The organism is Ensifer adhaerens, from assembly GCF_013283195.1.
Classification (GTDB): domain Bacteria; phylum Pseudomonadota; class Alphaproteobacteria; order Rhizobiales; family Rhizobiaceae; genus Ensifer; species Ensifer adhaerens_G.
The window spans coordinates 934568-958809 of record NZ_JABEKT010000001.1 but is presented as its reverse complement, the minus strand read 5'-3'; the positions used below and the strand labels follow the sequence as shown (position 1 = coordinate 958809).

Sequence of the window (24242 nt, the reverse complement as noted above, 5' to 3'; positions counted from 1 at the left end):
TCTGCCCTACAACGCCGCGCTTCAAATATGACGCACCAAGGCCGCTGTAGCACTCTAGACCTGCGGCATGATTTTCTCCTTAAATCGATTCCGACTTAAGGAAAGATGCAGCAGGCCTTCTTTAGCCGTCCATCGCACAAAAGGGAACGGCGGCCGGCGACCTCAGGGACTAATCCTTGCGGAAGAGCAGGCTTGCGCCCCAACCGGTGATGACGGCGAGCAGCACCGCAAACAGGCCGTAGAAGAACGGTTGCTCATGCGCTGTCTGCGTGATCACCTGCTCCACACCCGTCTTGACCACGCGGAGCGGCAGCGCCTTGGCGGCGACGAAGGTGCCGTCGCGGAAGAGATAGGCGCGCACGACATGCACGCCGTTGGGCACGTTGGCCGGCAGGCGCACCGATGCCTTGAACAGGCTGGAGCTGATGAATTGCACGCCGCCCGGATCGCGCTCATAGACGCCGCTGGTCTCGCGGATACGGCGGAAGGCATTGCGGAATTCGCCGAGATTGCTGCCGTCGCCGACGAAACCGAGCGGCACCAGCCGCATATGGTCGACGCCGATGCCCATGTTGCCCATCTCGCCCGGGGGCGCGATGGTCTCGATGTCACGCGTGCTCGACAGCGAATAGGATTCCGGCACCAGCTCGAAGGTCATGGAGCTGGTGTTTACCCAGATGCCGAAGACGCGCTCTTTTTTGCGCACCGTCGCATTGTCCTTCGGGCCCTCGAGCGAGACGATGATGTTGTACTTGCCCTGCGCCAGCAGGTTGGGGTCGAAGCCGTCGACCGCACCGAAAATCGTCAGGTCGGCGCCGCGGAAATCCGAGGTAATGGCGATCTCGTCAGTCGAGATGCCGATCTCCAGCTTTTCGGTGAAGTCGTTGGCATTCTCGTCCTGCAGCTGGGCGAAGGTCGGAGCGGCGAAGGCGAACGTCGTGACAGCAAGGACGATGCGAGCGAGACGGAGCATCAGAAGCCGAACCCCGCGGATACGACGGAGTAGACGTCCTTCGGCGGAATGACCAGTTCGATCGCCAGGCGGATGCCGACGGCAAGCACGAGCAGCGCCAGCAACGCGCGCAGCTGCTCGCCGCGCAGCTTCTGGCCGACGCGAACGCCATATTGCGCGCCGATAACACCTGCGATCATCAGCACGAAGGCAAGAACGATATCGACGGTGTAGTTGGTCGAGGCCTGGACGATGACCGTGTAGGCGGAGACGAAGATGATCTGGAAAAGCGAGGTGCCGACGACGACGTTGGTCGGGATGCGCAGCAGATAGATCATCGCCGGTACCATGATGAAGCCACCGCCGACACCCATGACCGACGTCAGGATGCCGATGCAGAAGCCGAGGGTCGCGACGGGAATGACGCTCAGATAGATCTTCGATTTCTTGAACCGCATCTTCAGCGGCAACCGGTGCACCCAATTGTGCTGCCCGGGACGGCGAAGCGGTGTCGCCTGGTTGTTGGCCGCCTTGCGCATGGCACGCACGCTCTCCCACAGCATCAGGCTGCCGACCGAACCGAGCAGTACAACATAGAGCAGCGAGATGACGAGATCGAGCTGGCCGACGCGGCGGAGCAGCGAGAACAACCAGACGCCGACCGTCGCACCCGCCAGACCGCCGCATAAGAGCACCGTGCCGAGCTTGATGTCGATCGTGCCGCGGCGGAAGTGGGTGATGGCACCGGAGATCGAGGAGGCCACAACCTGGTTGGCGCCGGTCGCAACGGCGACGACGGGAGGGATGTTGTAGAAGATCAGGAGAGGCGTGATCAGGAATCCGCCGCCGACACCGAACATGCCCGACAGAAAGCCAACGGCCGCACCCATGCCGAGGATGATGAGTATGTTCACCGACAACTCTGCGATGGGCAGATAGATCGACACGCCGGGACCTCGATATGCCAACGGCCCGCGGCGCGGGCGAAAACGTCACAGTGGCAAGCTATTCACCACAGAAGGGGGATTATCTTAGAAAGCCGACACCCCTCCCGAAGGCGAGGTGGCATAGGCTTCCGTCATGCGCTCCTCAACCGGAGCTGTCAACCTTTTCAGCGACATGGCGGACAGCTTCGGCTCCGCAGAGCCTGTGGCCCGGTTCTGCGGCTTTATTGCGGCGTCGAACCCTGCCGGATCAGGAATTGCGCTTGAGCAATTCCTTCACCAGCTGGTCGGTGATTTCACCTGTCGGCTCCTGGCCGACGGATGTCTGGAAAGCCTTGATCGCGGCAACCGTCTTCTTGCCCATCTGGCCGTCCGGCTTGCCGGCGTCGAAGCCGTTGTTGTTGAGGATCGCCTGAATGTTGCGGATGGCCTTGCTCATGTCGATCGAGGCGGTCTTGTTGGCCGGGCCGACCCAGGCATCCGGCACGTCAACCGTGTTCGCCTTGGCGTCGACCGCCTGCGGCTTCCAGGCGTCAGCCTTGGCCTTGGCGCTCGAAAGCTGCTCGGGTTTCATCGCCTTGGCGACTTCGTCGCGCTTGGCGGCTGCGTCGAGATCGCCCTCGCGGGCGGCAGCGGCAAACCACTTGTAGGAAGATTCGAGATCCTGCGGCACGCCATTGCCGCGGGCATAGAGGACAGCGAGGTTGAACTGGCTGTCGCGAACGCCGAGTTCGGCCGCCTTGGCGAACCACTTTGTCGCCTCGGCGAAATCCGGCGCACCATCGCGACCGCTGGCCAGCATGACAGCGAGGTTGTGCATGGAGCTGGCGTTGCCCTGACCGGCGGCCTTCAGATAAAGGGCCTTGGCCTTGGCCGCGTCGCGCGTCAGGCCGGAGCCTTTTTCGTACATGCTGGCAAGGCGATAATCGGCCGGGGTGACCCCGGCGTCGGCAGCGCGCTGATACCATTTGGCGGCTTCCGCCAGATCTTCCTTGACGCCGCGACCTTCGGTGAAGCGCGCGCCGATTTCATAGAATGCCAGCGGGTCGCCGCCCTTGGCAGCCGTCACCAGTGCAACGGGGCCGAAGCCCTCAGGCAGAACGACGTCGGCGGGCTTAGTGACCGGCGCGAAGGTTCCTGCCCGCGTGGCATCGGCAGGGGCTGCCTGGAATGTGGAAGCGGCCGTCGGCTGCTTGACCTCCGGCACCGGCTGAAGCAGCGGAGCCTGCGCTTCGTGAGCCACCGTCGTCGATGCGGGTGTGTCTGCCGGCAGGGTCGAGACGGCAGGTGTCTGGACGGCGCTGGACGACTGCTCGACCTCATCGAGCGCCGCGCCTGGAAGTGGCGGCAACGCCTCGAGCGGTGTTTGGGTCGCAACGGCGGCGGCTGCCGGCGCCTCGTTGCCGGCGATCTCCGCTGGCTTGGCGACAGCTGGTTGCTCGACGACGGGGCTTGCGTTCTGTTCGATGATCGCCACCGGTTCGGCAGCGGGCGCATTGCTGCCCTTCAGCATGGTGCCGACGAGCGGATAGGACATGATCGCCAGCAGCACGGCGCCGACGGCCATCAGGATCGGCCTGCGATGACGGGCAAAGGCACCACCGATGCCGCTGGCAGCCCCACCGTCCTTGGTCTTGTTGAGCGTATCGGCTTCCTCGACCGCCAGCTGTGCTGCCCGGCGGGCCGCTGCAATGAAGTCGGCCTTGTCGCCGTCAGCAGGTTGTTTGCCGCCACGGTTCATCTGGCCGGCGCGCACGCGCTCGAGGATCTTCTTGACGTCGGGAACGCCGGAGCCGGGCTCCAGCAACTGATTGGCCTCTTCCGGCGCAAGCATCTCCGAGGGGTCGATGGACGGGGCGGGCTCGACCAGCTGTCTTGTCTGCTCCGGAGCCGGTTCGGCGCGCTTTGCCGAGAAGCGCCGGGTCAGACCGGCAAGCAGGCCGGTGCGGGGGGAAGCCGGCTGTTCGCGCCCGCCATCGGGCTCGATGGTCGAAACCTGGCCGTCGTCGCCGGCAAAGGCGGTCGCGGCGGCGATGACGCCGTCGTCTTCCGCCTGCAGGGCGCGGACATTGCGCTTCAGATCCTGATAGCGATCATCGAGGTCGGCGCCCGTGAACGGATCGGTGAATTCCGGCTGCATCGCCTTGGGCATGACAGGCATTTCGCGCGCCACCGGCGCCTCGTAATGCGCCGAAGCCATGGCGGGCTCGCGTCCCTCGATACGCTCGAGCTTGTCGGCGATATGAACGAGGGTTTCGTGCAGCGCCTCGAAGGTGCGCGCCGTGCGCTCCTCGCTGGAGCGGCTCAGATCTTCAAGGGTGCGCAGGTCGTCGGCGAGGGCCGAGATCGCCGCGAGATCGCCGCCACCTGACGACTGCGGCATGCCGCGCTTGGAGTAGGCCTCCATCACCGCTTCGGCCGCCTGACGGGCGGCCTCGACGATGTACTCGTCGCTGGTGGCGAAATAATCTTCGAGCGCATTCATGCGGCTCTCGAATTCCACCGGCATGGCAGCGGCCTCGGCACGAGGCTGGCTGACGAGGGTCGACAGATTGGCGATCTGCGCTTCGAGATTGTGCAGGGCGGCGCGGTCGTCGAAGGGCGCCGCATAGGTTTCTTCCAGCCGCTGGGCGATGCCGGCGAGACGGTCTTCCAGCCGGTCGAAACGCGGATCGGAGACCGGTTGGGCGCTCAGCGTGTCGAGGTCGTCGATGCGGCGGGCAAGATAGTCGAGCCGCTCGGCCAGCGCGTCGTTGACGCTGCCCTGGTCGAGGGCCTCGATCTTGCGGGAAATGTCGTTGAGGTAACCGGTCAGATCCGGCTGGGCGTTGCGGTGGCTGCGCTCCATCATCAGGGAAAGCTGATCCAGGCGCTCTTCGAGGCCGGCGGCCGCTTTCTCGCTGGCGAGATCCTCGACGCGGGCAGCCAGCGCCTCCAGGCGGGCACCAAGACCGGTGTCAACTGGGCGTGAAAGGCCGTCGATCTGCCGCGAGAGATCGCCAAGGCGGCTCTCCAGGCGATTGGTAAACCCGCTGTCCGCGCTGCTGGCGGTGCGGCTGTTGGCGGCGATCGCCCGGCTGATTTCGTCGAGGCGCGCATCCAGATCGGCAAACTGCGACACCAGACGACGGTCATCGGGCTGTATCTGGCGGCCGAGCATCTCGATTGCCTGGGCAACCGCGATCATCTTGTCTTCAAGCACGTCGACTGCAGAGCTGTTGCCGAGCGCACCAATCTGCGACTTGATTTCGTCGAGCCTGTAGGCCAGCGCCACCAGCTCGTCATCGCGGTTCTGATCGAAGGCGATCAGCCGATCCTCGACGCCGTTCCAGCGGCTTTCCATCCGGCGAACGCTGTCTTCGCGCGCCAACCCGTCGATCATCGTGCGCAGATCGTCGAAATCGCCACGCAGCGCATCGGCCTGGGCGGGCGATGCCTGGCGGCCGAGCTGCTGGATGCTGTCGGCAAGGCGCTGCATGTCGCCGCGCACGTCCTCGGCGAAGCTGTGATCCTCGGCCTGCGCCTTGATGCCGCGAATTTCGGCGCGCAGGGAGTTCATTTCGCGGGTGAGGCCATCGGTGATGTCGCGCTTCAGATCCTGGCGCAGGCCGACAAGCGCCTCGGCGATATCGTTGACGGCAGCTTGTGGCCGGGCGACGGGGGCGCGGGCAGGCTGCGACCTGATATCGTCGACGTAACGCTCGGGCTCACGATGGGCCAGGCGTTCCGGCTCGCGCTGCGGCACGCGGTCTCTCAGAGGCGGCCGCTCGCGCGACGTGCTCAAGGCCCGCTGGCGCTGCATGATCTCGGAAACGGCATCACGCGGGGACGGGATGTCGCGGGGAGCGACACGTTCGCGCTCGGCCGGACGGGCCGGCTGTTCACGGCTCGCGCTGTTCATCAACCCTTCGATCCGGGCCTCCAGACCCTCGATCGTGCGGTTCAGGGCGTCCAGCGAGGGTCGCTCGCCATAGCTCTGGGTGCCAGCGCGCTGAGGATTTGATCGCGATCCATTCATTGTGCTCTTCGCCCCTGTCCGTCGGCCATCTCGAAAGTCGCCACGGAAGGAAACGGCTTCCTTCACCCCTGCGGCACTTCCGACGTGGGCAAAGCTACAACAATGCGAGGACCGGACCGGTTGCAGCTTTGACCATCTCAACACGCACCTTTCATTAAACGTGGTAAACAACCGGTTAACCGCTGCGGATTTTTTAACGATTTGGCAGGGGTAGGCGATGGAGAGTGCGGCGTGGCAGCGACTTCAGCGCCCGACCAGCGAAAAACGAAACTTCGATCGGGCGGTATTTTTGACGTTTACGCAAACGTCAAAATTTTGTAGCATCCTGCCAACGATGCGAGGCCGCCCTTCGATGGCGGTGCATCCGGCATGTTGCAACCGGACGTCGGCCACGTGGAGGCGGCGATCCGAAAGCGAAAAAGGCGAGGAAAGAATGCCCACCTACAAGGCACCGGTCGACGATACCCTCTTCATTCTGAACGACGTGCTCGGCATCGAGCGATACAACAACCTGCCCGGCTTTGCCGATGCGACGCCCGACATGATCGAGGCGATCGTCGGCGAAGCTGCCAAGCTTGCGGAAGAAGTGCTGTTCCCAGTCAACCTTTCCGGCGACCAGGAAGGTTGCAAGCGGCGTGAGGACGGTTCGGTCAGCGTGCCCAAGGGCTTCAAGCAGGCCTTCGACCTCTACCGCGAAGGCGGCTGGCTCGGGCTTTCCGTGCCGGAGGAATTCGGCGGCCAGGGCCTGCCCTACACGCTGCACACCGCCGTCGGCGAATACATGTCTTCCGCCAACATGGCGCTGACGATGTATCCCGGCCTCACCCAGGGCGCGATCGCCGCGATCCTGGTGCACGGCTCTGATGAGCAGAAGCAGGCCTATCTGCCGAAGATGGTGGACGGCACCTGGACCGGCACCATGAACCTGACGGAGCCGCATTGCGGCACCGACCTCGGTCTCCTGCGCAGCAAGGCCGTTCCAAATGGGAACGGCGCCTACAAGATTTCCGGCCAGAAGATCTTCATCTCCGCCGGTGAACACGACATGTCGGACAACATCATCCACCTGGTGCTCGCCCGTATCGAGGGCGCGCCGGAAGGCGTGAAGGGCATTTCGCTGTTCATCGTGCCGAAGTTCAAGTTGAACGGTGACGGCGAACCGGGCGAGCGGAATGGCGTTTCCTGTGGCGCCATCGAGCACAAGATGGGCATCCACGGCAACTCGACCTGCGTCATGAACTATGACGAAGCCGAGGGCTACCTCATCGGCACGGAGAACAAGGGCCTCAACGCCATGTTCGTGATGATGAACGAAGCCCGGCTCGGCGTTGGCCTCCAGGGCCTGTCGATCGCCGAAACCGCCTACCAGAACGCCGCCAACTATGCCCGCGACCGCATCCAGGGCCGCTCGCTTTCCGGCCCGAAGGCGCCCGACAAGAAGGCCGATCCGATCATCGTCCATCCGGACGTGCGCCGCACGCTGATGACGATCCGCGCTTTCAACGAAGCGGGCCGCGCCTTCACGCTCTGGACCGCGCTCAAGTCCGATATCGCCCACCGTTCCGACAACGAGGCGGACCGCCAGTCGGCCGACGACATCCTCGGCCTGATGACGCCGATCCTCAAGGGCGTGCTGACCGACAAAGGCTTCGACCACGCGGTCATGGCGCAGCAAATGTTCGGCGGCCACGGCTACATCGAAGAGCATGGCATGAGCCAGTATGTCCGCGATGCCCGCATCGCGATGATCTACGAAGGTGCCAACGGCATCCAGGCGCTCGACCTCGTCGGCCGCAAGCTGGGCTTGAACGGCGGCCGCGCCGTCATGGCGCTGTTCAAGGAAATCGGCGATTTCTGCGAGGCGAACCGCGGCAACGAGAAGCTCGCCACCTATACCAAGGCGCTGAAGAAGGGCCTCAACGACCTGCAGGCATCCACGATGTGGTTCATGCAGAACGCCATGGCCAAGCCCGACAATGCGGGTGCCGGCTCGACCGACTACATGCACCTCTTCGGCCTCGTGGTGCTCGGCTACATGTGGGCGAAGATCGCCAAGACGGCAGAGGAAAAACTGGCCTCTGGCGAAACAGCACGCGCGGACTATCTGAAGAACAAGCTGATCACCGCGACCTTCTTCATGGAAAGGATCCTGCCGGAAACGGCGCTGCGCAAGGCCCGCATCGAGACCGGCGCCGACACCGTGATGGCGCTCGACGCGGCCGCGTTCTGAGCCGTTCGATTTCAAACTGTTTGACGGGCGGCACCGGATGGTGCTGCCGAAAGGGAGATGAGACATGACGAAAGTCTTCGTTTACGACCACGTGCGCACGCCGCGCGGCCGTGGCAAGAAGGACGGATCGCTGCACGAAGTGCCGTCCGTTCGCCTTGCGGCCAAGATGCTGGAGGCCGTGCGTGACCGCAACGGGCTCGATACGGCGACCGTCGACGACATCATCATGGGCTGCGTCGATCCGGTGATGGATGCGGGCGCGGTGATCCCGAAGGCAGCCGCCTTCGAGGCAGGTTACTCCACCCGCGCGCCGGGCATGCAGATCTCGCGCTTCTGCGCATCGGGTCTCGATGCCGTCAACTTCGGCGCGGCGAAGATCGCCCAGGGCGCCGACGATATTGTCATTGCCGGCGGCGTCGAATCGATGTCGCGCGTCGGTCTCGGCATGTCCGGCGGCGCCTGGTTCATGGATCCCTCCGTCAACCTGCCGGGCTATTTCATGCCGCAGGGCGTATCCGCCGACCTGATCGCCACCAAATACGGTTTCAGCCGCGACGACGTCGATGCCTATGCCGTCGAAAGCCAGAAGCGCGCCGCCCATTCCTGGGAAAAGGGCTACTTCAAGAAATCGGTCGTGCCGTTCAAGGACCAGAACGGCCTCACCATTCTCGACCGCGACGAGCACATGCGTCCCGGCACCGACATGCAGGCGCTCGCCTCGCTCAACCCGTCGTTCCAGATGCCGGGCGAAATGGGCGGCTTTGAAGCCGTCGGGATCCAGGCACATCCGGAAATCGAGAAGATCAACTACGTGCACCATGCCGGCAACTCCTCGGGCATCGTCGACGGTGCTGCCGCCGTGCTGCTCGGCTCCAAGGCCGGCGGCGAAAGCATGGGGCTCAAACCCCGCGCCCGCATCCGCGCTTTCGCCAATATCGGCTCCGATCCGGCGCTGATGCTGACCGGCCCGGTCGATGTGACCGAGAAGCTGCTCAAGCGCGCCGACATGAAGCTCTCCGACATCGACCTCTTCGAGCTCAACGAGGCCTTCGCCGCGGTCGTGCTGCGCTACATGCAGGCCTTCGACATTCCGCACGACAAGATCAACGTCAACGGCGGCGCGATCGCCATGGGCCATCCACTCGGCGCGACCGGCGCAATGATCCTCGGCACCGTGCTCGACGAGCTGGAGCGGCGCGATCTCAACACCGCGCTGGTGACGCTGTGCATCGGCGCTGGCATGGGCACCGCCACGATCATCGAAAGGGTCTGACGATGGATGCGACCCGCCGCACACTTCTCGGACTGATGAGCCTGGGGCTGCTTGCAGTCTCGGCTTGCGTGTCCGACGAGGAGGAAGGCGGCGACAGCTTCACGCTGACCGGTGCGATCACCAATGTCGCCAATGGCCCGGTTCCGGCCGGCACCGTCACCATCCGGCTCGAGGAGCAGGGCGTGATGGATGTGGCCGCCAAGCTGATTGCCGAGACTTCCGTGTCGAGCGACGGCAAGGCGAACCGCGTGCCCTTTGTGCTGCAGGTGCCGAAACCCGAACTCGACAAGGCGGTCGATGCGGGCTTCACCATCCGCGTCGAGCGCGACGGCAGGCTGATCGCCACCAACACCACCAAACAACGTTACAGCGGCGGATCGAACATCTCGCTGCGCATCGAACCCATTCTCTACTGAGGGGGAGAACCATGACGAATTATACCAATTTCAAGATCGAGACCGATGCCGACGGCATAACCCTTGTCACCTGGGACATGCCCGAGAAGTCGATGAACGTCTTCACCCAGGAGGTGATGGAAGAGCTGAACGCCATCGTCGACGCGACGACGGCCGATGCCGCCGTCAAGGGCGTCGTCTTCACGTCGGGCAAGTCGTCGTTCTCCGGCGGCGCTGACCTTTCGATGATCAAGTCGATGTTCACCTTCCAGCAGGAAGAAAAGAAGAAGGATCCGGCCAATGCCGCCCAGAAGCTTTTCGACCTCGTCGGCCGGATGACCGGTCTCTTCCGCAAGCTCGAAACCTGCGGCAAGCCATGGGTTTCGGCGATCAACGGCACCTGCATGGGCGGCGCCTTCGAGCTTTCGCTCGCCTGCCACGGCCGTGTCGCCTCGAACTCCAAGTCGGTCAAGATCGCGCTGCCGGAAGTCAAGGTCGGCATTTTCCCGGGCGCCGGCGGCACCCAGCGCGTGCCGCGCCTGACCAATGCGCAGGACGCGCTGCAGATGATGACGACAGGCTCGTCGCTGACGGCAGCCCGCGCCAAGGCGATGGGCCTGGTGCATGAAGTGGCCGACCCCGACAAGCTGGTCGATGCCGCCAAGGCAATGATCAAGAACGGCCTGAAGCCGGTCCAGCCCTGGGACGAAAAGGGCTACAAGGTGCCCGGCGGCGGTATCTGGACGCCGGCGTCCGCCCAGCTCTGGCCGGCCGCTTCCGGCATCCTGCGTCGCGAGACGCAAGGCAACTATCCCGGCGCCATCGCGATCCTCAAATGCGTCTATGAAGGCCTGCAGGTTCCCTTCGACACCGCGCTCAAGATCGAGCAGCGCTACTTCACCGAGATCCTGCAGACGACCGAAGCCTTCTCGATGATCCGTTCGCTGTTCGTCTCGATGCAGGAACTCGGCAAGGGCGCCCGCCGCCCCGCCGGCGTGCCGAAATCCGAGTTCAAGCATGTGGGCGTCGTCGGCGCCGGCTTCATGGGCGCCTCGATCGCCTATGTGACCGCTGCCGCCGGTATCGCCGTGACGCTGATCGACCGCGACATGGAAGCGGCCGAAAAGGGCAAGGCTCATTCGGAAGGCCTGGTCAAGGATTCCGTCGGCAAGGGCCGCCTGACCAAGGAAGAGGGCGAAGCGCTGCTTTCCCGCATCACGCCATCTGCCGACTACAACGACCTGAAGACTGTCGACCTCGTCGTCGAAGCCGTGTTCGAAGACCGCCAGGTCAAGAAGGACGTGATCGAGAAGGTCGAGGCTGTGATCGGCGAAGGCACGATCTTTGCATCCAACACCTCGACGCTGCCGATCACCGGCCTTGCGAAGAACTCCAAGCGCGCCGGCCAGTTCATCGGCATCCATTTCTTCTCGCCAGTCGAAAAGATGATGCTAACGGAAGTGATCCTCGGCAAGGAAACCGGCGACAAGGCGCTCGCCGTCGCCCTCGACTATGTCGCCGCGATCAAGAAGACGCCGATCGTCGTCAATGACACGCGCGGCTTCTACGTCAACCGCTGCGTCTTCCGCTACATCCACGAAGCCTATGACATGCTGATCGAAGGCGTGCCGCCGGCGATGATCGAAAATGCCGCCAAGATGGCCGGCATGCCGGTCGGGCCGCTGTCGCTCAACGACGAAGTGGCGATCGACCTCAGCCAGAAGATCCTGAAGGCCACCGTCGCCGATCTCGGTGAAAAGGCCGTCGATCCCAAGCACATGGCGCTGATCAACAAGATGGTCGACGATCTCGACCGCCGCGGCCGCAAGAACGGCAAGGGCTTCTACGAGTATCCGGCAAAGCCGGCGAAGAAGTATCTGTGGCCGGAGCTGAAGACGCTCTATCCGCAGAAGAACGCCGACAAGATCGATGTCGAGGTGCTGAAGAGCCGCTTCCTCGCAACGATCGCGCTCGAAGCGGCCCGCACCATGGAAGAAGGCATCGTCACCGACCCGCGCGAAGCCGACGTCGGCTCGATCCTCGGCTTCGGTTTTGCGCCCTACACCGGCGGCACGCTCTCCTATATCGACGGCATGGGCGCCAAGGCCTTCGTCGCGCTGTGCGAGAAGCTTGCCAAGGACTATGGCAGCCACTTCAAGCCGACAGCGCTCTTGAAGGAAATGGCCGAGCGTGGCGAGACCTTCTACGGCCGCTTCGACCCCTATGGAGAAAAGAAGCAGGCGGCGTAAGCAGCCTCTGGGCAAACATGCAGACAGGCTCCTCGCGGAGCCTGTTTTCGTTTCGGGGCACGGATAACCTGCCCTCGGCTACCACAATACCGGCACATCAGCGCGATTGGCCGGATCGGCCCAGTAGAGCGACGGCAGCACTTTGGCGAGATAGCTGAACTCGGTGTAGCAGTGCTGCAGGAGGCCGAGGCCTATGGCATCCGGCACAGGATGGCTTACGCCAGCGTCCACGCCGAGAACAAAGCGGCTGCGCAGCACCGCGCCCTGGTCGGTATCGCGCACGACATGCACCATCTGGCCGTCGCGCGGATCGCCGTTTTCATCCAGCCGCACTTGCTCGCCGAACCCAATGCGGGCGTAAACGGCGGCGGAGGCGCGGCCGGTCGTCATCGCCTGGTCGAACATTCTCTGACCAAAAACCTCGCCCGGTTCATGAAACTTGATGACTGCGGGCACCGGCGGAATATCGCCGAGACTCTCGACCGCGCGGATGGTGGCGCCGACATAACGCTCTCCCTTGATGCGATGCGCGTCCCAGCCGTTGTGGGCGACGTGATCGAGCGGGTGCCACCAGGACAGATGTTCCGTTGTGTCGAAATGCTTGAACCACCAATCGAGCATTCGGCCCTTGCAGCCGGGAAGCTCGGTCCTGACGGCGACCACGAGGGCGCCGGTCTCGAGCCGGCTGATGCCGGTTTCGAGCCGCATCGGCGCAGGATCCAGTAAGTCGGTGACAAAGCCGATACCGGCGCGGGCGTGATCGGTACTGACAGACATGTTTCATCCTCTTATGTGAGAAATCCATTTAGGAAACGTTGAACGTTTCCTAAATATCCACTATGCCTGTCGGCGAGATTTGTCAAACGGAGCCATGCTTTGCCGACGACAGAGGCGGAGACGCAAAAACGACGGGGCCGGCCGGCAAGGCCGGAAGAGGCACTCGCCGCAGCCGTGATCGCTGCCGCAACGAAATTGATGCTCCAGCACGGCTATGCCGCGATGACGATGGAGGCGGTCGCCAGACAGGCCGGCGTCGCCAAGAAGACGGTCTACCGCTTTGCCGGCGATCGTGAGGCGCTGTTCGGCCTGATCGTGAAAAACTGGACGGATACGTTCCTGCCCGCTTTCACGACCGAGGCGGCAAGTGCCGAAGAGGTGCCGGCGATCCTGGAGGCGATCCTGTCGACCATTGCGCAGCGGGTGCTTTGCGAGGACGCAGTCGGACTGTTCCGGCTGCTCGTCGGTGACATCCCGGCGCGAGAGGAGATCCTTTCGATCTACGATCGCAACGGGGTCGAGCGTTCGCGAGCGCTGCTGGCCGACTGGCTCGCCCGTCACAAGGCGCGCGGCCTCCTCGATGTGGCCGATGCGACGATGGCGAGCGACCTGATCCTGTCCATGGTGATCGCCGAACCACTGCGACGCATGGCACTCGGTCTGGTGGCCCCGGTTCCGGCGACGGATATCCGTCCGCGGATCAAGGCGGCGTTGGCGCTCCTGCGCCTCTAGGACCAAACGAGCAAGCCATGACGCTCGGCTTGTTTGTCGTCAACGCGGCTTTGGCCTCCGAACGGAGCAAGGAGTTGCGGGCCCAGAGACACGCGCGAGCAGTGCGCCACGACCTTCGCACTAACCAGAATCCGCCGACGCCGCGAACGTTGACGGGCGAATTGTGCAGGCGCATCCTGCTCTCGACCAGAGGGGGAGACGCCATGAGCGAGCCTGATCTCTATCTGCTTGGACGCGCCGGGCCCGAGGAAGAACGGTTGAAACGGCAGATCGCCAATCTCGCCCCAGACTCGGACCAACAGCTCGAGCGGATCGGTATTCGACCGGGTGAACGCGTGCTCGATCTCGGCTGCGGTCCCGGCGGCGTGCTGCACCTGCTCGGCAAACGCGTGGGGCCGACCGGCTCTGTGCTTGGCATCGAGCGCGACGCCCACTTCGTCGAGCTGGCGCGTCGGTTCGTCGCGAGCCATGCCTTGCGACAGGTCGAGGTGCGAGAGGGTGACGCCTACGCCACCGGCCTGCCGCGCGGTTCCTTCGATGGTGCCCATATGCGCCTGGTGCTCGTAAACGTGCCCGAGCCGGAACGCATCGTGCGCGAGATGGTTTCCCTGGTGAAACCGGGCGGCTGGATCGCCAGCTTCGAGGCCGATTTCCTCGCCCATGTCTGCGATCCGCCGCTTGCCGCCTGGGATCGGCTTCTGGCCGCCTATGTCGCGTATTCGGCGGCGCGCGGCATCGACCTGCATATCGGCCGCCGCACACAGCGGCTCTTCCGCGAGGCTGGCGTCGAGGCGCTCAGCACGGATGCGGTCGTCCACGTCTATCCGCCCGGGCATGACCGGCGGCCGATCCTGCGCGATTTCATCGCCAATGTCCGCGAGGGCCTTGTCGATGAAGGCTTCATCGGCCGCGCCGAACTCGAAGTCGAACTACAGGCGTTGGATCGGCACCTCGCCGATCCCTCGGTCCTAGTCATCTCGCACCTGTTCTTCCGGGTGAGCGGTCATATTCCCGGCATGCGGGAGGCCTCGGGACGCTGAAAGACCAGAAGCCCCGGCTGCTTTTCCTTTTTTGATGCGACGCCTGCAGGCGTCGGCCGTTACGCCTGGGGGCCTACACCCTGAACGGCAACAGCACGCCGATGCGCAAGACGCTCGCCGACGATGATCGTCACCCCCGCGATAAAGATCAGCCCGGCGCCGGCAAAGACGTTGGTGGCGGGAATATCGCCCCAGATCAGGAAGCCGAGCCCGAAGGCCCAGACGAGCGAGGTGTATTCGAACGGGGCAATCACCGAGATCGGTGCCCGCCGCATGCCCTCAAACATCGCATATTGCCCGATGCCGGCAATGACGCCGGTACCCGCCATCAGCGCGACGTCGAACAGCGCCGGCGGCGTCCAGAAGAAGCCGACGGCAACACCGGTCATGCCGATGAAGAAGACGTTGGAGATCGTCATCTGCGTCAGCGTCGTTTCCTGAAGGGCGGTCTTGCGCAGCATCACCGTGCCAATCGCCCAGAAGACGGCGGCCATCAGCGCCAGGAAGACCGGCAGAGACAGTTTCATGCCGGTTCCGAGCGGATCGCAGGCAATCAACACGCCGACGAAGCCGAGCAGCACCGCGAACCAGCGGATCGGCGGCACGTCTTCCTTCAGGATCGGCACGGCCAAGAGCGTCACCACGATCGGCGCGGCATAGTAGAGCGTCGTCATCTCGGCGAGACCGAGATCGCGGGCGGCATTGAAATAGGAGAGCCAGGCGGCGAGCAGCAACAGGTTGCGCACGAACAGCGGCTTGATGACGGGCGACGAGATCGCCCGGCGCACGAGCTTGCCCCGGCCGATCACCAGGCAAAGCAGGAGAATGGTGATGCTGCGGGTGAACAGGATCTGCCAGACCGAGTAGCCGACCACCAGCCATTTGACCGACGCATCCTGCAGCGAGAACAGGAAATAGGAAAACGTCGTCATCACGATGCCGGAAAGCACTGTCTTGTTCATGGAAAACCCCGAAGGCAGCCGGGAGAGAAGGCGGCAGCGCCCGTCTGATAGCGTGCCGCCGTTGCGCGTGGAAGAGGTGCCGACAGCCAGCCCTGTCGCGAAATCTTGGTGTGGCGCTACGGCCAGGACTTGATGGAGATCAAGACCTCGGGCCGACCTCGTCGCTACAGAGGGAGAAACGGGGCGGGGTCGCCCGTCCCGGGTGCCGCAGAATGTCTCAGTCCCGCGCCAACTGGACGGTATGCAGATTGACGCGCAATGTTGTAGATGACGGCTCTATTGCCGCGAAACCGGGTCTTCAAAGATGCAGCCGCTCGCCTTCACCCTCGCCGCCCTCGTGCTTCTGGCCACACCCGGCCCGACCAACACGTTGCTTTGGCTTTCGGGAGCATCCGCCGGCTTCAAGCGCTCGACGCCGCTGCTTCTGGGCGAACTCGGCGGCTATCTCTCGGTGATCATTCCGGCCGTGGCGTTGCTGGCACCGTTTCTGGCGGCACATCCGCAGATCGGGCTGGCGCTCAGGATCGTTGCGGCCTGCTGGGTGCTCTTCCTTGCCTACGCACTCTGGACCACCGGCGACGACAGCCGGACCTCGACCGAGATCACCATTCGGCACGTGTTCGTGACGACGCTGCTCAATCCCAAGGCCCTGATCGTGGCACTGGTGCTTCTGCCGCAGACGGGCCTTGCAGCGACGCTGCCCTGGATTGCCGGGTTTTCGCTGCTGGTCGTTGTCGGCGGTTCGCTCTGGATCGGCGCCGGAGCGATGCTCGTGCAGCTCTCGCGTGGCGCGCGAACGTCGCGTCTGCCGCGCCGCATTGCCGCCGTCTGCCTCGCCGTGTTTTCCTTCGGCATTGCCGGCAGCGCGCTGGCCGCCCTCGCCTGACACGAGCCGCCAATCGGATCAGGCGGCAGCCTGAGCCTCGCCCAGTTCGGTGCCAAGCGCCGAGATCAATTCTTCCCAACCTTGCCGGCGATACTCAACCTTGTCGAACCCGTCGAGAAAGGCCGCCTGCTCGGTGAAGACGATGCGCGCGCCGGCACCATGCGGCTGGATATCGACCGTTGCCACCGAAGCAGAAATCCGCCGCTCGTTCTCCGCCATTGTATAGGCCGAGATGATGCGCCGGTTCTCGACGATGTCCAGGTAGATAGTGTCGTTGGTATAGAAGGTCTTGCCGTCCTTGCTGAACCGGCCGCTCTCGCGTCCGCCGACGCGGAAGTCGTGGCTGTATTCGGCAACGGGCCAACCATCGGCCTTGACGAACCACCGGTCGTGCGCTGCCGGATCGGCAAAGGCACGAAAGACCTGCTCGGGCGTCGCCTTGAAAACCCGCTCGATGGTGAAGCTCGCATGTTCCACGGAATTTACGCTCATGATTGTCTCCTCCACGCTCCGTCCTGAAGGGCCGGCGCACGCGTTCCATCGCCCGCATTCGCCCCATCGAAAACTGCTTTCATTTCAAAAGCAGTTGCAAGATAATTCCACTGCTGCAATAATGCAAGCAGTTTTGAAGAGGTCCCCATGAAAGACGATCATCGCTCCGGCTGCCCGATCAATCTCTCGCTCGAGGTTTTCGGCGACAAATGGAGCCTGCTGATCATCCGCGACATGATCTTCGGCGGCAAAAGGCATTTTCGCGAACTGCTGCGATCGCAGGAAGGCATCTCCTCGAACATTCTCGCCGATCGGCTGAAGATGCTGGTCGACGAGGGCATGCTGACCAAGACCGACGACCCGACGCACAAGCAGAAGGCGATCTACAGCCTCACCGAAATGACCATCGCGCTGGTGCCGATCATGGCGCATCTGGGCGCCTGGGGGCGACGCTACTTAGCTGTCAGCGAAGAGCTCAGCATCCGGGCCGAACTGATGGAAACCGGCGGCCCCGATCTCTGGGACCGCTTCATGGACGAGCTTCGATGTGAGCATCTCGGCCTGCCCCTCGACGGCCCGCCGCGCGTGCGCGCCACCCTGCAGGCAGCCTATGAGGATGTCATCGCAAGGAAGACCCTGGAGGGCGTTGTCGCCTGACGGCTACAAACCGATGATCGAGAGCATGACGAAGGCGGCAAACAGCACGAAATGCGTCATGCCCTCTATGGCGTTGGTCTGGCCGTCATTGAGGTTGATCGCCGCGACGATCAGCGTGATCGCCACCATCACCGTCTGCGCCGGCGACATCGCCATGATGAAGGGCTGACCGGTGTAAAGAGCGATCGCTTCCATCACCGGAACGGTGAGGATAACGGTCGATAGCGAGGCGCCCAGCGCGATATTGACGACGGCCTGCATGCGATTGGCAAGTGCCGCGCGCATGGCCGTCATGATCTCCGGGGATGCCGAGATGGCCGCAACGACAATGGCGGCGATCGCCGGCGGCGCACCACTTCCCTTGAGCCCTGAATTCAGAAGCCCCGACATGATTTCAGCAAGCACGCCGATCACCACCACGCCGAGCAGAAGGATGATGATCGACGGCACGACCGGCTCGTCAGGTTCGTCGGCAGCGGCATTTCCGTCACTTTTTTCCCTGGGATAGCTGTAGCTGAAGAAGTAGCTGTGCACCCCCACCTGCATGCGCAGGAACAGCGTGTAGAGCATGATCATCGCGCCGATGGTGAAGGCCGAATAGAAATGCCATTTCGAGGCCGGCACGAATTCCGGCACGACCATCGAAATCCCCATCGCCGTCAGGATCATGACACTATAGGTGCGCGCCGAATTGTCGTTGTAGGGCTGTTCGCCATGTTTCAGCCCGCCAAGCAATGCGGCGAGACCGAGAATGCCGTTGATATCGAGCATCACAGCGGAATAGATCGTATCGCGCACCAGCGTTGGAGAGCTCTCGCCGGTCATCATGATCGCCAGGATGATCACTTCCACCAGCACGGCGGAAAGCGTCAGGATCATCGTGCCATAGGGATCGCCGACCTTTGCCGCCAGAACTTCGGCATGGTGCGCAACCCGCATCGACGCCAGCACGATGGCGGCCACCAGCGCTGCCGCCCCGACAAGGGAAGCGGTCTGCCCCATCTCAAGCACGCGGTGTTCCAGCACAAAACCGGCGACCGCGGCAAGGAACGCGGCGAGCAGCAGACGTTCGGATTTCAGCACCGCCAACACATCAGCCCCTCGCCGGCCAAACCCAAGCAACGATAAGGACTATAGAAGCAGGAAACTCTATTTCAATCGGAGCGGACAAGGATTATTTTCCTCCTTGTTCTTTACCATCCCGGCGCGCTTGGCTAATCTACTGGCCAACACAGGCATAGCGGCCGTCGCTCACCTGCCCGGACCAGACATTCATGCTGTCACACAACACAATCTGGCACGCCATAGACGCCCTGGCCGAGCGCCATCAGCTCTCGCCATCAGGGCTTGCGCGCCGCGCCGGGCTCGACCCGACGTCCTTCAACAAATCCAAGCGCCAGTCCGCCGATGGCCGCGAGCGCTGGCCGTCGACGGAATCGATTGCCAAGGTGCTGGATGCCACCGGCGCCACCATCGACCAGTTCATGGCGCTGATGCGGCCGGACGCGATCCGAAGCGAACCTTACAAGGGCGCCATACCGCTGATCGGCTTTGCCCAGGCCGGCGCCGGCGGCTTCTTCGACGATGGCGGGTTTCCCGCCGGCCAGGGCTGGGACGTCGTCGATTTCCCGGCGGGCGCCGAGCGGCGCGACGGCATCTATGCGCTGGAGATCCAGGGCGACAGCATGCTGCCGCTCTATCGCGATGGCGACGTCCTGATCGTCGACCCTGGCGCGCAGGTCCGGCGCGGCGACCGCGTCGTGGTCAAGACCCGCGAAGGCGAGGTCATGGCGAAAATCCTGGTGCGGCATACTCCGCGCAACATCGAACTGCTATCGCTCAACCCGGAACATCCCAACCGGAGTTTCGAAATGAGCGAAGTCGAATGGATCGCCCGAATCATCTGGGCCAGCCAATAGGACATCTTTCCTGATGCGGCAGCAACTGATCACTCTTGCAGGCGGGATTGCCGCCCTGGCGCTCTATACCGGCATCCTCTATGCGGGTGCTGCGACGATCCGCGACCGCGAAAGTTCTGCCTCGCCGGACTTCGTGCTGGAAACGCCCGACATGGGGGAAGCGGAACCTTCGGTCGCGCCTGAAGACGTGCCGTTCGACATGTCCGACCCCCAGGGAGCCGACACGGCGCCCGATGCAGGCAGCCAAGGCAAAAGCAGCTCCCACGCTACCGAGACCACAGCCCGCGCAATCGAACCGCAGCAGTTCGGGCTGCCCGACGAAGTGACGACGAAGCCGCTCGAACGCATCGAGCCGCGCAAACCACTGTCGGACACGTCCAAGGACAAGCCGCAGGCGCCGACGATCCTCCTGCAGCCGGTGGCGCTCGCCGCCGGTCTCATCCGCTTCGACAAGATGACGTTGCAGCTCGACAGCATCGAGCCGGAGGCGGCGGAACGGACCTGCGAAAGCGGCGGCAAGAGCTGGCCCTGCGGCATGGTCGCCCGCACGGCGTTTCGCAATTTCCTGCGCGCCCGGGCGGTCAGCTGCGACATTCCCGGCGACGGAACGGGCGACACCGTCACCGCGCACTGCACCGTCGGCGGCCAGGACCTGGCAGCTTGGCTCGTCGCCAACGGCTGGGCGACGCCGTTGGCCGGCTCGGCGCTCGAAGAGCAAGCCGAAGCGGCGCGCAAGGCAAAGGTCGGATTTTACGGCGACGATCCGCGCGATTTTCGCCAGACGCCGATGCCGTTCGACGATCCGAGCGCGGCAGCGACGATGGACGAACCGGCACCGGACTTGTAAGGAACGGCGAAGCACACCAGTTCTTTGCAACCACTTGCCGGAAAGCCGTCATGCCCCCCAGCCTCAGCCAGCACGAAGCCCTTGTCTATGTCATGGTGATGATGTCGGCGGTCGACCGGGAGATGAGCGACGACGAGTTCGCGCGCATCGGCAGGCTGGTGCAGTTTCTTCCCGCCTTCGAAGGCTTCGACGAGGACCAGCTCGTGCTCGTCGGCCACGAATGCGCCGCACAACTCGCCGCCCCCGAGGGTCTCGACATCGTGCTCGAGATCGTGCGCGAAGCCCTGCCCGAGCGGCTGCACGAAACCGCCTATGCACTTGCCGTCGAGATTGCGGCCGCAGACCAGCGCATCCGCAACGAGGAAATCCGTTTGCTTCAGCTGCTGCGCGATCGCCTGGGCCTCGACAAGCTTACCTGCGCTGCAATCGAGCGCGGTGCTCTTGCCCGTTTTCGCAAGTAACGGCGCCCACGCGACCTGCTCACGTCAACGTGTCTTGGCGCAGCGCCGCCGAAGCATGATATCGCTTCACAGAAAGACGGCAGCGAGGGCGTAACGGATGCAGCTTTTCGGCGTGACAGAACCCCTGTGGCGCCTTGCGGCCTTTCTCTCGGTCTTTGCCGCCATGGCGGTGCTCGAACTTTGGCACCCGCGGCTGGAGCGGCCGGAGTTGCAAAAGGCGCTGAAGGCACGCCGCTGGCTTACCAACCTCTCCATTCTGGTCCTGTCTTCGCTTTCGCTGCGGCTGATCTTCCCGGCTGCGGCGACCGGTGCGGCACTCTGGGCCGGGGCGCGGGGATACGGTCTGCTACCTGCACTGAGCATTCCCCCGCTCGTCGCCGGCGTGATCGCCTTCGTCGTGCTCGACTTTGCCATCTGGCTGGAACACGTCGCCTTTCACAAGGTTCCGCTCTTCTGGCGGATGCACCGGGTCCATCACGCCGACCCGGGCGTCGATCTGACCACGGCTTTGCGGTTTCATCCGCTGGAGATCATCGTCTCGATGGCCTGGAAGATCGCGATCATCGTCGCGCTCGGGGCGCCTGCCGTCGCCGTTCTCTTATTCGAGATCGTGCTCAACGCTGCTGCCATGTTCAACCACGCCAATCTGCGGCTGCCGCCCCGCCTCGACCGGGCACTGCGGCCGCTGATCGTCACCCCCGACATGCACCGCATCCACCACTCGACCGAGCGCTCGGAGACAGATTCGAACTACGGCTTCAACCTGGCGATCTGGGACCGGCTGTTCTCGACCTATACCGACCGGCCCAGACGGGGCGACGAGGCGATCGAAACGGGGCTCACCGACTATGGGCGCAGTGCGCCGACCAGGTTGTTGTGGTCGTTGCTCCTGCCGTTCCGGCGTAACTGATCAAAACATGTTGCGCAAAAGTGCGCAGCGGTTTTGCGCGGACGACATACGGGCTTCAGTAGATGCCGTTCGGGAAATAGCGCAGGTAAATCTCGTCGAGCCTGCCGCTGCGTGAAAGAGCCAGCAGGGCGTGATCGATCGCTTGCGTCAGCGCCGGCTCGGCCTTTCGGTTCATGATCGTCAGGCCTTCCCCCAGAAAGCGCTGTGAGAAATAGGCACCATCGACAAGCCCGCAGCATCCCGCAGCAGCGCCGCCCGACACCCAGAAGGAAAGCTGCATGCCGTCGGAAAAGACGGCCGCTACCTCGCCCTTCTGCAGGGCGGCGAGCATCGCATCACGATCCGGAAAGACCTTGGCCTCGAGCTTGGGGAAGAAAGCCCTGAACATCACCTCGTGGGTGGTGCCGGAAACAACGCCGACCACTTTGCCCTTGAGGCCCGATGGGTCCGTGACCGCGCCGGCCGCCTTGGTGTTGACGGCGAAGCGCGCGGGAAGCCGCATGAACGGCCTGGAGAAGCCGAAGCGCTGGCGCAGTTCCGGACTGACGGCGATGCCGGCTGCGACCGCCTCGCCCTGGCCTTCTTCCAGCGCCGGCAGCAGCTCGGCATAGGTCACCGCCTGGATCTGGCATTTGGCTTCGATATCGAGTTCGCGGCAGATCTCGCGCACCAGGTCGACATGGAAGCCCGAAAGCTTGCCCGACTGGTCGATGAAGTTGAACGGCGGGAAATCCACCGTCGTCAGGAACCTGAGCCGCGCAAGGCCGGTAAGGTCCGGCTTAGCGATGCGCTCACGCGCATCGAACAGATTGGGCAGGTCCTTGGGCTGGGCGGCAAGCGGCGCCGCGATCAGATAGACGCAGAGGGCCAGCAGTCGGTGAATTTTCATGGGCAAGGGCCAGCGCGTCTCTTCGTGATGCCATACGGCCTGCAAAGCCGCGGATGATTCATGGGTGACGCGGAGATTAGCCGGATGGAACCGGGCTGGCTACTGGCTTCGGCGCGCTGCGGGTCGGTCCGTCGCACGCAGGGATGCCGGCTTAAAGCCGGGCTGGCTGTTATTGAAGAGAAAAGTGGAGCGGGTGATCGGGATCGAACCGACGACATCAAGCTTGGGAAGCTGGCGTTCTACCACTGAACTACACCCGCAGCGTTTCGGAAACTTCCTCAACCGCATGCATCTGTCAAGCACCGTTGCGCCGCGCCGACGCGCAACGGCACTTTTTCTGTTACTCCGCGTGGAAATGCTTGGAGAGCTTGAGGCCCTGCGCCTGATAGTTGGAGCCGAGACCGAGGCCGTAAAGCCCTGCCGGACGTTCAAGCATATGCTCATAGACCAGCCGACCGACGATCTGGCCATGCTCGAGGATGAAGGGCACCTCGTGGCTGCGCACTTCGAGTACGGCGCGGCTGCCGGTTCCGCCGGCTGACGCATGCCCGAAGCCCGGGTCAAAGAAGCCGGCATAGTGCACGCGGAACTCGCCGACCAGCGGATCGAACGGGGTCATCTCGGCAGCATAAAGCGGCGGAACGTGCACGGCTTCGCGCGACACCAGAATGTAAAACTCGTCGGGATCGAGGATCAGCTCGTCACGGCCGCGGCTATAGAGCGGCTCCCAGAAGTCGAAGACCGCGTGCTGCGCCTTCTTGTCGACATCGACGACGGCGGTGTGGTGCTTGCCGCGATAGCCGATCAGCCCGTCCGGACCGGTGCCCTTGAGATCGATCGACAGCGCGATGCCGCCGCCGCTGACATTGGGCTTTTCGCTTGCAACCAGCACGTCGCTTTCATGCAACGCCAGCAGTTCCTGCTCGGAGAGCAGCGCCTGGCCGGTGCGGAAGCGGATCTGCGAAAGGCGCGAACCACGCCTGACGACGATCGGGAAGGTGCGCGGGCTGATTTCGAGATAGAGCGGTCCGCGATAGCCGGCCGGGATCTTGTCGAACTCCTGGGCGCGATCGGTGATGACGCGGGTGAAGATGTCGAGGCGACCGGTGGAGCTCTTCGGGTTGGCGGACGCCGACATGGTTTCCGGCAGGTCCAGGCTCTCCATCAACGGCACGATATAGACGCAGCCGGTCTCCAGCACCGCACCTTCGGAGAGATCGACGACATGCAGCTTCAGCCGATCAAGCTTGTCGGCAACGAGGTGCGACGGGCCCGGCATGAAGCTTGCACGCACGCGAAACGCCTTGGCGCCGAGGCGCAGATCGAGGCTTGCCGGCTGGATCTGATCGGCATCCAGCGCCTTCTCGCTTTTCAAGCGTCCGGCTTCAAACAGCGCGGCGATCGCGCGGTCGGCCAAAATCCCAGTCTCGCGGCCCATTTCGATCCTCTTTTCAGTTGCGAGACAAAACCAAACTCCAGGAATTGACGCAAGCGCACCCAAGCAGTATTGGAGCTTTATCCCGTGGTGATTTGGCCGGTCGGCTTGCAGCCACGTTAAACAAGTAGCTAAAAAGGCCGGGTATCAAACCGGCCCTTCACGCGGCCGGTT

At 63.5% G+C, this 24242-nt stretch carries 21 protein-coding genes, 1 tRNA gene and 1 riboswitch; of the genes, 12 read left to right on the top strand and 10 right to left on the bottom strand.

What is annotated here, in order from left to right; all coding sequences use genetic code 11:
* Window positions 1-169: 169 nt before the first annotated feature.
* The 3 genes from LPJGGPFB_RS04505 to LPJGGPFB_RS04495 form a co-directional block, all read right to left on the bottom strand.
* A complete protein-coding gene (locus LPJGGPFB_RS04505; RefSeq protein ID WP_173418928.1) occupies window positions 170-973 on the bottom strand; it encodes a TIGR02186 family protein in 804 nt (267 codons plus the stop codon).
* Window positions 973-1899 (bottom strand): sulfite exporter TauE/SafE family protein, encoded by a 927-nt coding sequence (locus LPJGGPFB_RS04500; protein WP_173418927.1) that lies wholly within the window; start codon window positions 1897-1899, stop codon window positions 973-975. Before LPJGGPFB_RS04500 ends, LPJGGPFB_RS04505 begins: the two co-directional genes overlap by 1 nt.
* 247 nt (window positions 1900-2146) lie before the next feature.
* A complete protein-coding gene (locus LPJGGPFB_RS04495) occupies window positions 2147-5914 on the bottom strand; it encodes a peptidoglycan-binding protein (protein ID WP_173418926.1) in 3768 nt (1255 codons plus the stop codon).
* 433 nt (window positions 5915-6347) lie between these two features.
* On the opposite strand from LPJGGPFB_RS04495, the gene LPJGGPFB_RS04490 reads away from it, so the two are divergent.
* The 4 genes from LPJGGPFB_RS04490 to LPJGGPFB_RS04475 all read left to right on the top strand — a co-directional run bounded on the left by LPJGGPFB_RS04490 (window position 6348) and on the right by LPJGGPFB_RS04475 (window position 12061).
* The gene (locus LPJGGPFB_RS04490; RefSeq protein ID WP_173418925.1) at window positions 6348-8144 is read left to right on the top strand and encodes an acyl-CoA dehydrogenase C-terminal domain-containing protein; all 1797 of its coding nucleotides are present in this window, start codon (window positions 6348-6350) and stop codon (window positions 8142-8144) included.
* Between the two features lie 64 nt (window positions 8145-8208).
* Window positions 8209-9417, top strand: coding sequence for an acetyl-CoA C-acetyltransferase (locus LPJGGPFB_RS04485; protein WP_077502872.1), 1209 nt, complete (start codon window positions 8209-8211; stop codon window positions 9415-9417).
* A gap of 2 nt (window positions 9418-9419) precedes the next feature.
* Entirely contained in the window at window positions 9420-9833 is a 414-nt protein-coding gene (locus LPJGGPFB_RS04480) for a YbaY family lipoprotein (RefSeq protein WP_173418924.1), read from the top strand.
* An 11-nt stretch (window positions 9834-9844) separates the two neighbouring features.
* A complete protein-coding gene (locus LPJGGPFB_RS04475; protein ID WP_173418923.1) occupies window positions 9845-12061 on the top strand; it encodes an FAD-dependent oxidoreductase in 2217 nt (738 codons plus the stop codon).
* A gap of 78 nt (window positions 12062-12139) precedes the next feature.
* Here LPJGGPFB_RS04475 and LPJGGPFB_RS04470 read toward each other — a convergent pair whose 3' ends face one another.
* Window positions 12140-12838 (bottom strand): DAPG hydrolase family protein, encoded by a 699-nt coding sequence (locus tag LPJGGPFB_RS04470; protein ID WP_173418922.1) that lies wholly within the window; start codon window positions 12836-12838, stop codon window positions 12140-12142.
* Between the two features lie 99 nt (window positions 12839-12937).
* On the opposite strand from LPJGGPFB_RS04470, the gene LPJGGPFB_RS04465 reads away from it, so the two are divergent.
* Together LPJGGPFB_RS04465 and LPJGGPFB_RS04460 are read left to right on the top strand one after the other, a co-directional pair.
* The gene (locus LPJGGPFB_RS04465; protein ID WP_173418921.1) at window positions 12938-13570 is read left to right on the top strand and encodes a TetR/AcrR family transcriptional regulator; all 633 of its coding nucleotides are present in this window, start codon (window positions 12938-12940) and stop codon (window positions 13568-13570) included.
* 203 nt (window positions 13571-13773) lie between these two features.
* Window positions 13774-14610: a methyltransferase domain-containing protein gene (locus LPJGGPFB_RS04460; protein ID WP_173418920.1), complete on the top strand. Its 837-nt coding sequence runs from the start codon at window positions 13774-13776 to the stop codon at window positions 14608-14610.
* A gap of 59 nt (window positions 14611-14669) precedes the next feature.
* On the opposite strand, the gene LPJGGPFB_RS04455 is transcribed toward LPJGGPFB_RS04460, so the two are convergent.
* On the bottom strand, window positions 14670-15572 hold the full coding sequence (locus tag LPJGGPFB_RS04455) for a DMT family transporter (RefSeq protein WP_173418919.1): 903 nt from the start codon (window positions 15570-15572) through the stop codon (window positions 14670-14672).
* Between the two features lie 304 nt (window positions 15573-15876).
* Between LPJGGPFB_RS04455 and LPJGGPFB_RS04450 the strand changes: the two genes are divergently transcribed.
* Window positions 15877-16458: a LysE family translocator gene (locus tag LPJGGPFB_RS04450; protein ID WP_173418918.1), complete on the top strand. Its 582-nt coding sequence runs from the start codon at window positions 15877-15879 to the stop codon at window positions 16456-16458.
* An 18-nt stretch (window positions 16459-16476) separates the two neighbouring features.
* Here the strand turns inward: LPJGGPFB_RS04450 and LPJGGPFB_RS04445 are convergent, their stop codons facing one another.
* Window positions 16477-16950, bottom strand: coding sequence for an SRPBCC family protein (locus LPJGGPFB_RS04445; RefSeq protein ID WP_173418917.1), 474 nt, complete (start codon window positions 16948-16950; stop codon window positions 16477-16479).
* A 147-nt stretch (window positions 16951-17097) separates the two neighbouring features.
* Between LPJGGPFB_RS04445 and LPJGGPFB_RS04440 the strand changes: the two genes are divergently transcribed.
* Window positions 17098-17607, top strand: a complete 510-nt coding sequence (locus tag LPJGGPFB_RS04440) for a winged helix-turn-helix transcriptional regulator (protein WP_173418916.1) — start codon at window positions 17098-17100, stop codon at window positions 17605-17607.
* Between the two features lie 3 nt (window positions 17608-17610).
* Here LPJGGPFB_RS04440 and LPJGGPFB_RS04435 read toward each other — a convergent pair whose 3' ends face one another.
* Window positions 17611-18699, bottom strand: a complete 1089-nt coding sequence (locus tag LPJGGPFB_RS04435) for a calcium:cation antiporter (protein ID WP_173418915.1) — start codon at window positions 18697-18699, stop codon at window positions 17611-17613.
* Window positions 18700-18881: 182 nt separating this feature from the next.
* Here LPJGGPFB_RS04435 and LPJGGPFB_RS04430 point away from each other — a divergent pair, with 182 nt between their 5' ends.
* The 4 genes from LPJGGPFB_RS04430 to LPJGGPFB_RS04415 all read left to right on the top strand — a co-directional run bounded on the left by LPJGGPFB_RS04430 (window position 18882) and on the right by LPJGGPFB_RS04415 (window position 21744).
* On the top strand, window positions 18882-19526 hold the full coding sequence (locus tag LPJGGPFB_RS04430) for a S24 family peptidase (protein WP_173418914.1): 645 nt from the start codon (window positions 18882-18884) through the stop codon (window positions 19524-19526).
* A gap of 13 nt (window positions 19527-19539) precedes the next feature.
* Window positions 19540-20373 (top strand): thermonuclease family protein, encoded by an 834-nt coding sequence (locus LPJGGPFB_RS04425; protein ID WP_173418913.1) that lies wholly within the window; start codon window positions 19540-19542, stop codon window positions 20371-20373.
* Between the two features lie 50 nt (window positions 20374-20423).
* A complete protein-coding gene (locus tag LPJGGPFB_RS04420; RefSeq protein WP_173418912.1) occupies window positions 20424-20834 on the top strand; it encodes a tellurite resistance TerB family protein in 411 nt (136 codons plus the stop codon).
* A gap of 97 nt (window positions 20835-20931) precedes the next feature.
* Entirely contained in the window at window positions 20932-21744 is an 813-nt protein-coding gene (locus tag LPJGGPFB_RS04415) for a sterol desaturase family protein (protein ID WP_173418911.1), read from the top strand.
* A gap of 55 nt (window positions 21745-21799) precedes the next feature.
* Here LPJGGPFB_RS04415 and LPJGGPFB_RS04410 read toward each other — a convergent pair whose 3' ends face one another.
* The 3 genes from LPJGGPFB_RS04410 to LPJGGPFB_RS04400 all read right to left on the bottom strand — a co-directional run bounded on the left by LPJGGPFB_RS04410 (window position 21800) and on the right by LPJGGPFB_RS04400 (window position 24071).
* Window positions 21800-22633: a transporter substrate-binding domain-containing protein gene (locus LPJGGPFB_RS04410; protein ID WP_173418910.1), complete on the bottom strand. Its 834-nt coding sequence runs from the start codon at window positions 22631-22633 to the stop codon at window positions 21800-21802.
* 185 nt (window positions 22634-22818) lie between these two features.
* Window positions 22819-22893 (bottom strand) — tRNA-Gly (locus tag LPJGGPFB_RS04405).
* 80 nt (window positions 22894-22973) lie between these two features.
* Window positions 22974-24071: a 2'-deoxycytidine 5'-triphosphate deaminase gene (locus LPJGGPFB_RS04400; RefSeq protein WP_173418909.1), complete on the bottom strand. Its 1098-nt coding sequence runs from the start codon at window positions 24069-24071 to the stop codon at window positions 22974-22976.
* A gap of 74 nt (window positions 24072-24145) precedes the next feature.
* Window positions 24146-24224, top strand: a riboswitch (SAM riboswitch).
* The last annotated feature ends 18 nt before the right edge of the window (window positions 24225-24242 follow it).

Excerpts from the sequence above, each read along its gene's own strand:
- LPJGGPFB_RS04505 (WP_173418928.1), bottom strand. The coding sequence starts at position 973 with ATGCTCCGTCTCGCTCGCATCGTCCTTGCTGTCACGACGTTCGCCTTC.
- LPJGGPFB_RS04495 (WP_173418926.1), bottom strand. The coding sequence starts at position 5,914 with ATGAATGGATCGCGATCAAATCCTCAGCGCGCTGGCACCCAGAGCTAT.
- LPJGGPFB_RS04490 (WP_173418925.1), top strand. The coding sequence starts at position 6,348 with ATGCCCACCTACAAGGCACCGGTCGACGATACCCTCTTCATTCTGAAC.
- LPJGGPFB_RS04485 (WP_077502872.1), top strand. The coding sequence starts at position 8,209 with ATGACGAAAGTCTTCGTTTACGACCACGTGCGCACGCCGCGCGGCCGT.
- LPJGGPFB_RS04480 (WP_173418924.1), top strand. The coding sequence starts at position 9,420 with ATGGATGCGACCCGCCGCACACTTCTCGGACTGATGAGCCTGGGGCTG.
- LPJGGPFB_RS04475 (WP_173418923.1), top strand. The coding sequence starts at position 9,845 with ATGACGAATTATACCAATTTCAAGATCGAGACCGATGCCGACGGCATA.
- LPJGGPFB_RS04470 (WP_173418922.1), bottom strand. The coding sequence starts at position 12,838 with ATGTCTGTCAGTACCGATCACGCCCGCGCCGGTATCGGCTTTGTCACC.
- LPJGGPFB_RS04460 (WP_173418920.1), top strand. The coding sequence starts at position 13,774 with ATGAGCGAGCCTGATCTCTATCTGCTTGGACGCGCCGGGCCCGAGGAA.
- LPJGGPFB_RS04455 (WP_173418919.1), bottom strand. The coding sequence starts at position 15,572 with ATGAACAAGACAGTGCTTTCCGGCATCGTGATGACGACGTTTTCCTAT.
- LPJGGPFB_RS04450 (WP_173418918.1), top strand. The coding sequence starts at position 15,877 with ATGCAGCCGCTCGCCTTCACCCTCGCCGCCCTCGTGCTTCTGGCCACA.
- LPJGGPFB_RS04445 (WP_173418917.1), bottom strand. The coding sequence starts at position 16,950 with ATGAGCGTAAATTCCGTGGAACATGCGAGCTTCACCATCGAGCGGGTT.
- LPJGGPFB_RS04440 (WP_173418916.1), top strand. The coding sequence starts at position 17,098 with ATGAAAGACGATCATCGCTCCGGCTGCCCGATCAATCTCTCGCTCGAG.
- LPJGGPFB_RS04430 (WP_173418914.1), top strand. The coding sequence starts at position 18,882 with ATGCTGTCACACAACACAATCTGGCACGCCATAGACGCCCTGGCCGAG.
- LPJGGPFB_RS04425 (WP_173418913.1), top strand. The coding sequence starts at position 19,540 with ATGCGGCAGCAACTGATCACTCTTGCAGGCGGGATTGCCGCCCTGGCG.
- LPJGGPFB_RS04420 (WP_173418912.1), top strand. The coding sequence starts at position 20,424 with ATGCCCCCCAGCCTCAGCCAGCACGAAGCCCTTGTCTATGTCATGGTG.
- LPJGGPFB_RS04415 (WP_173418911.1), top strand. The coding sequence starts at position 20,932 with ATGCAGCTTTTCGGCGTGACAGAACCCCTGTGGCGCCTTGCGGCCTTT.
- LPJGGPFB_RS04410 (WP_173418910.1), bottom strand. The coding sequence starts at position 22,633 with ATGAAAATTCACCGACTGCTGGCCCTCTGCGTCTATCTGATCGCGGCG.
- LPJGGPFB_RS04400 (WP_173418909.1), bottom strand. The coding sequence starts at position 24,071 with ATGGGCCGCGAGACTGGGATTTTGGCCGACCGCGCGATCGCCGCGCTG.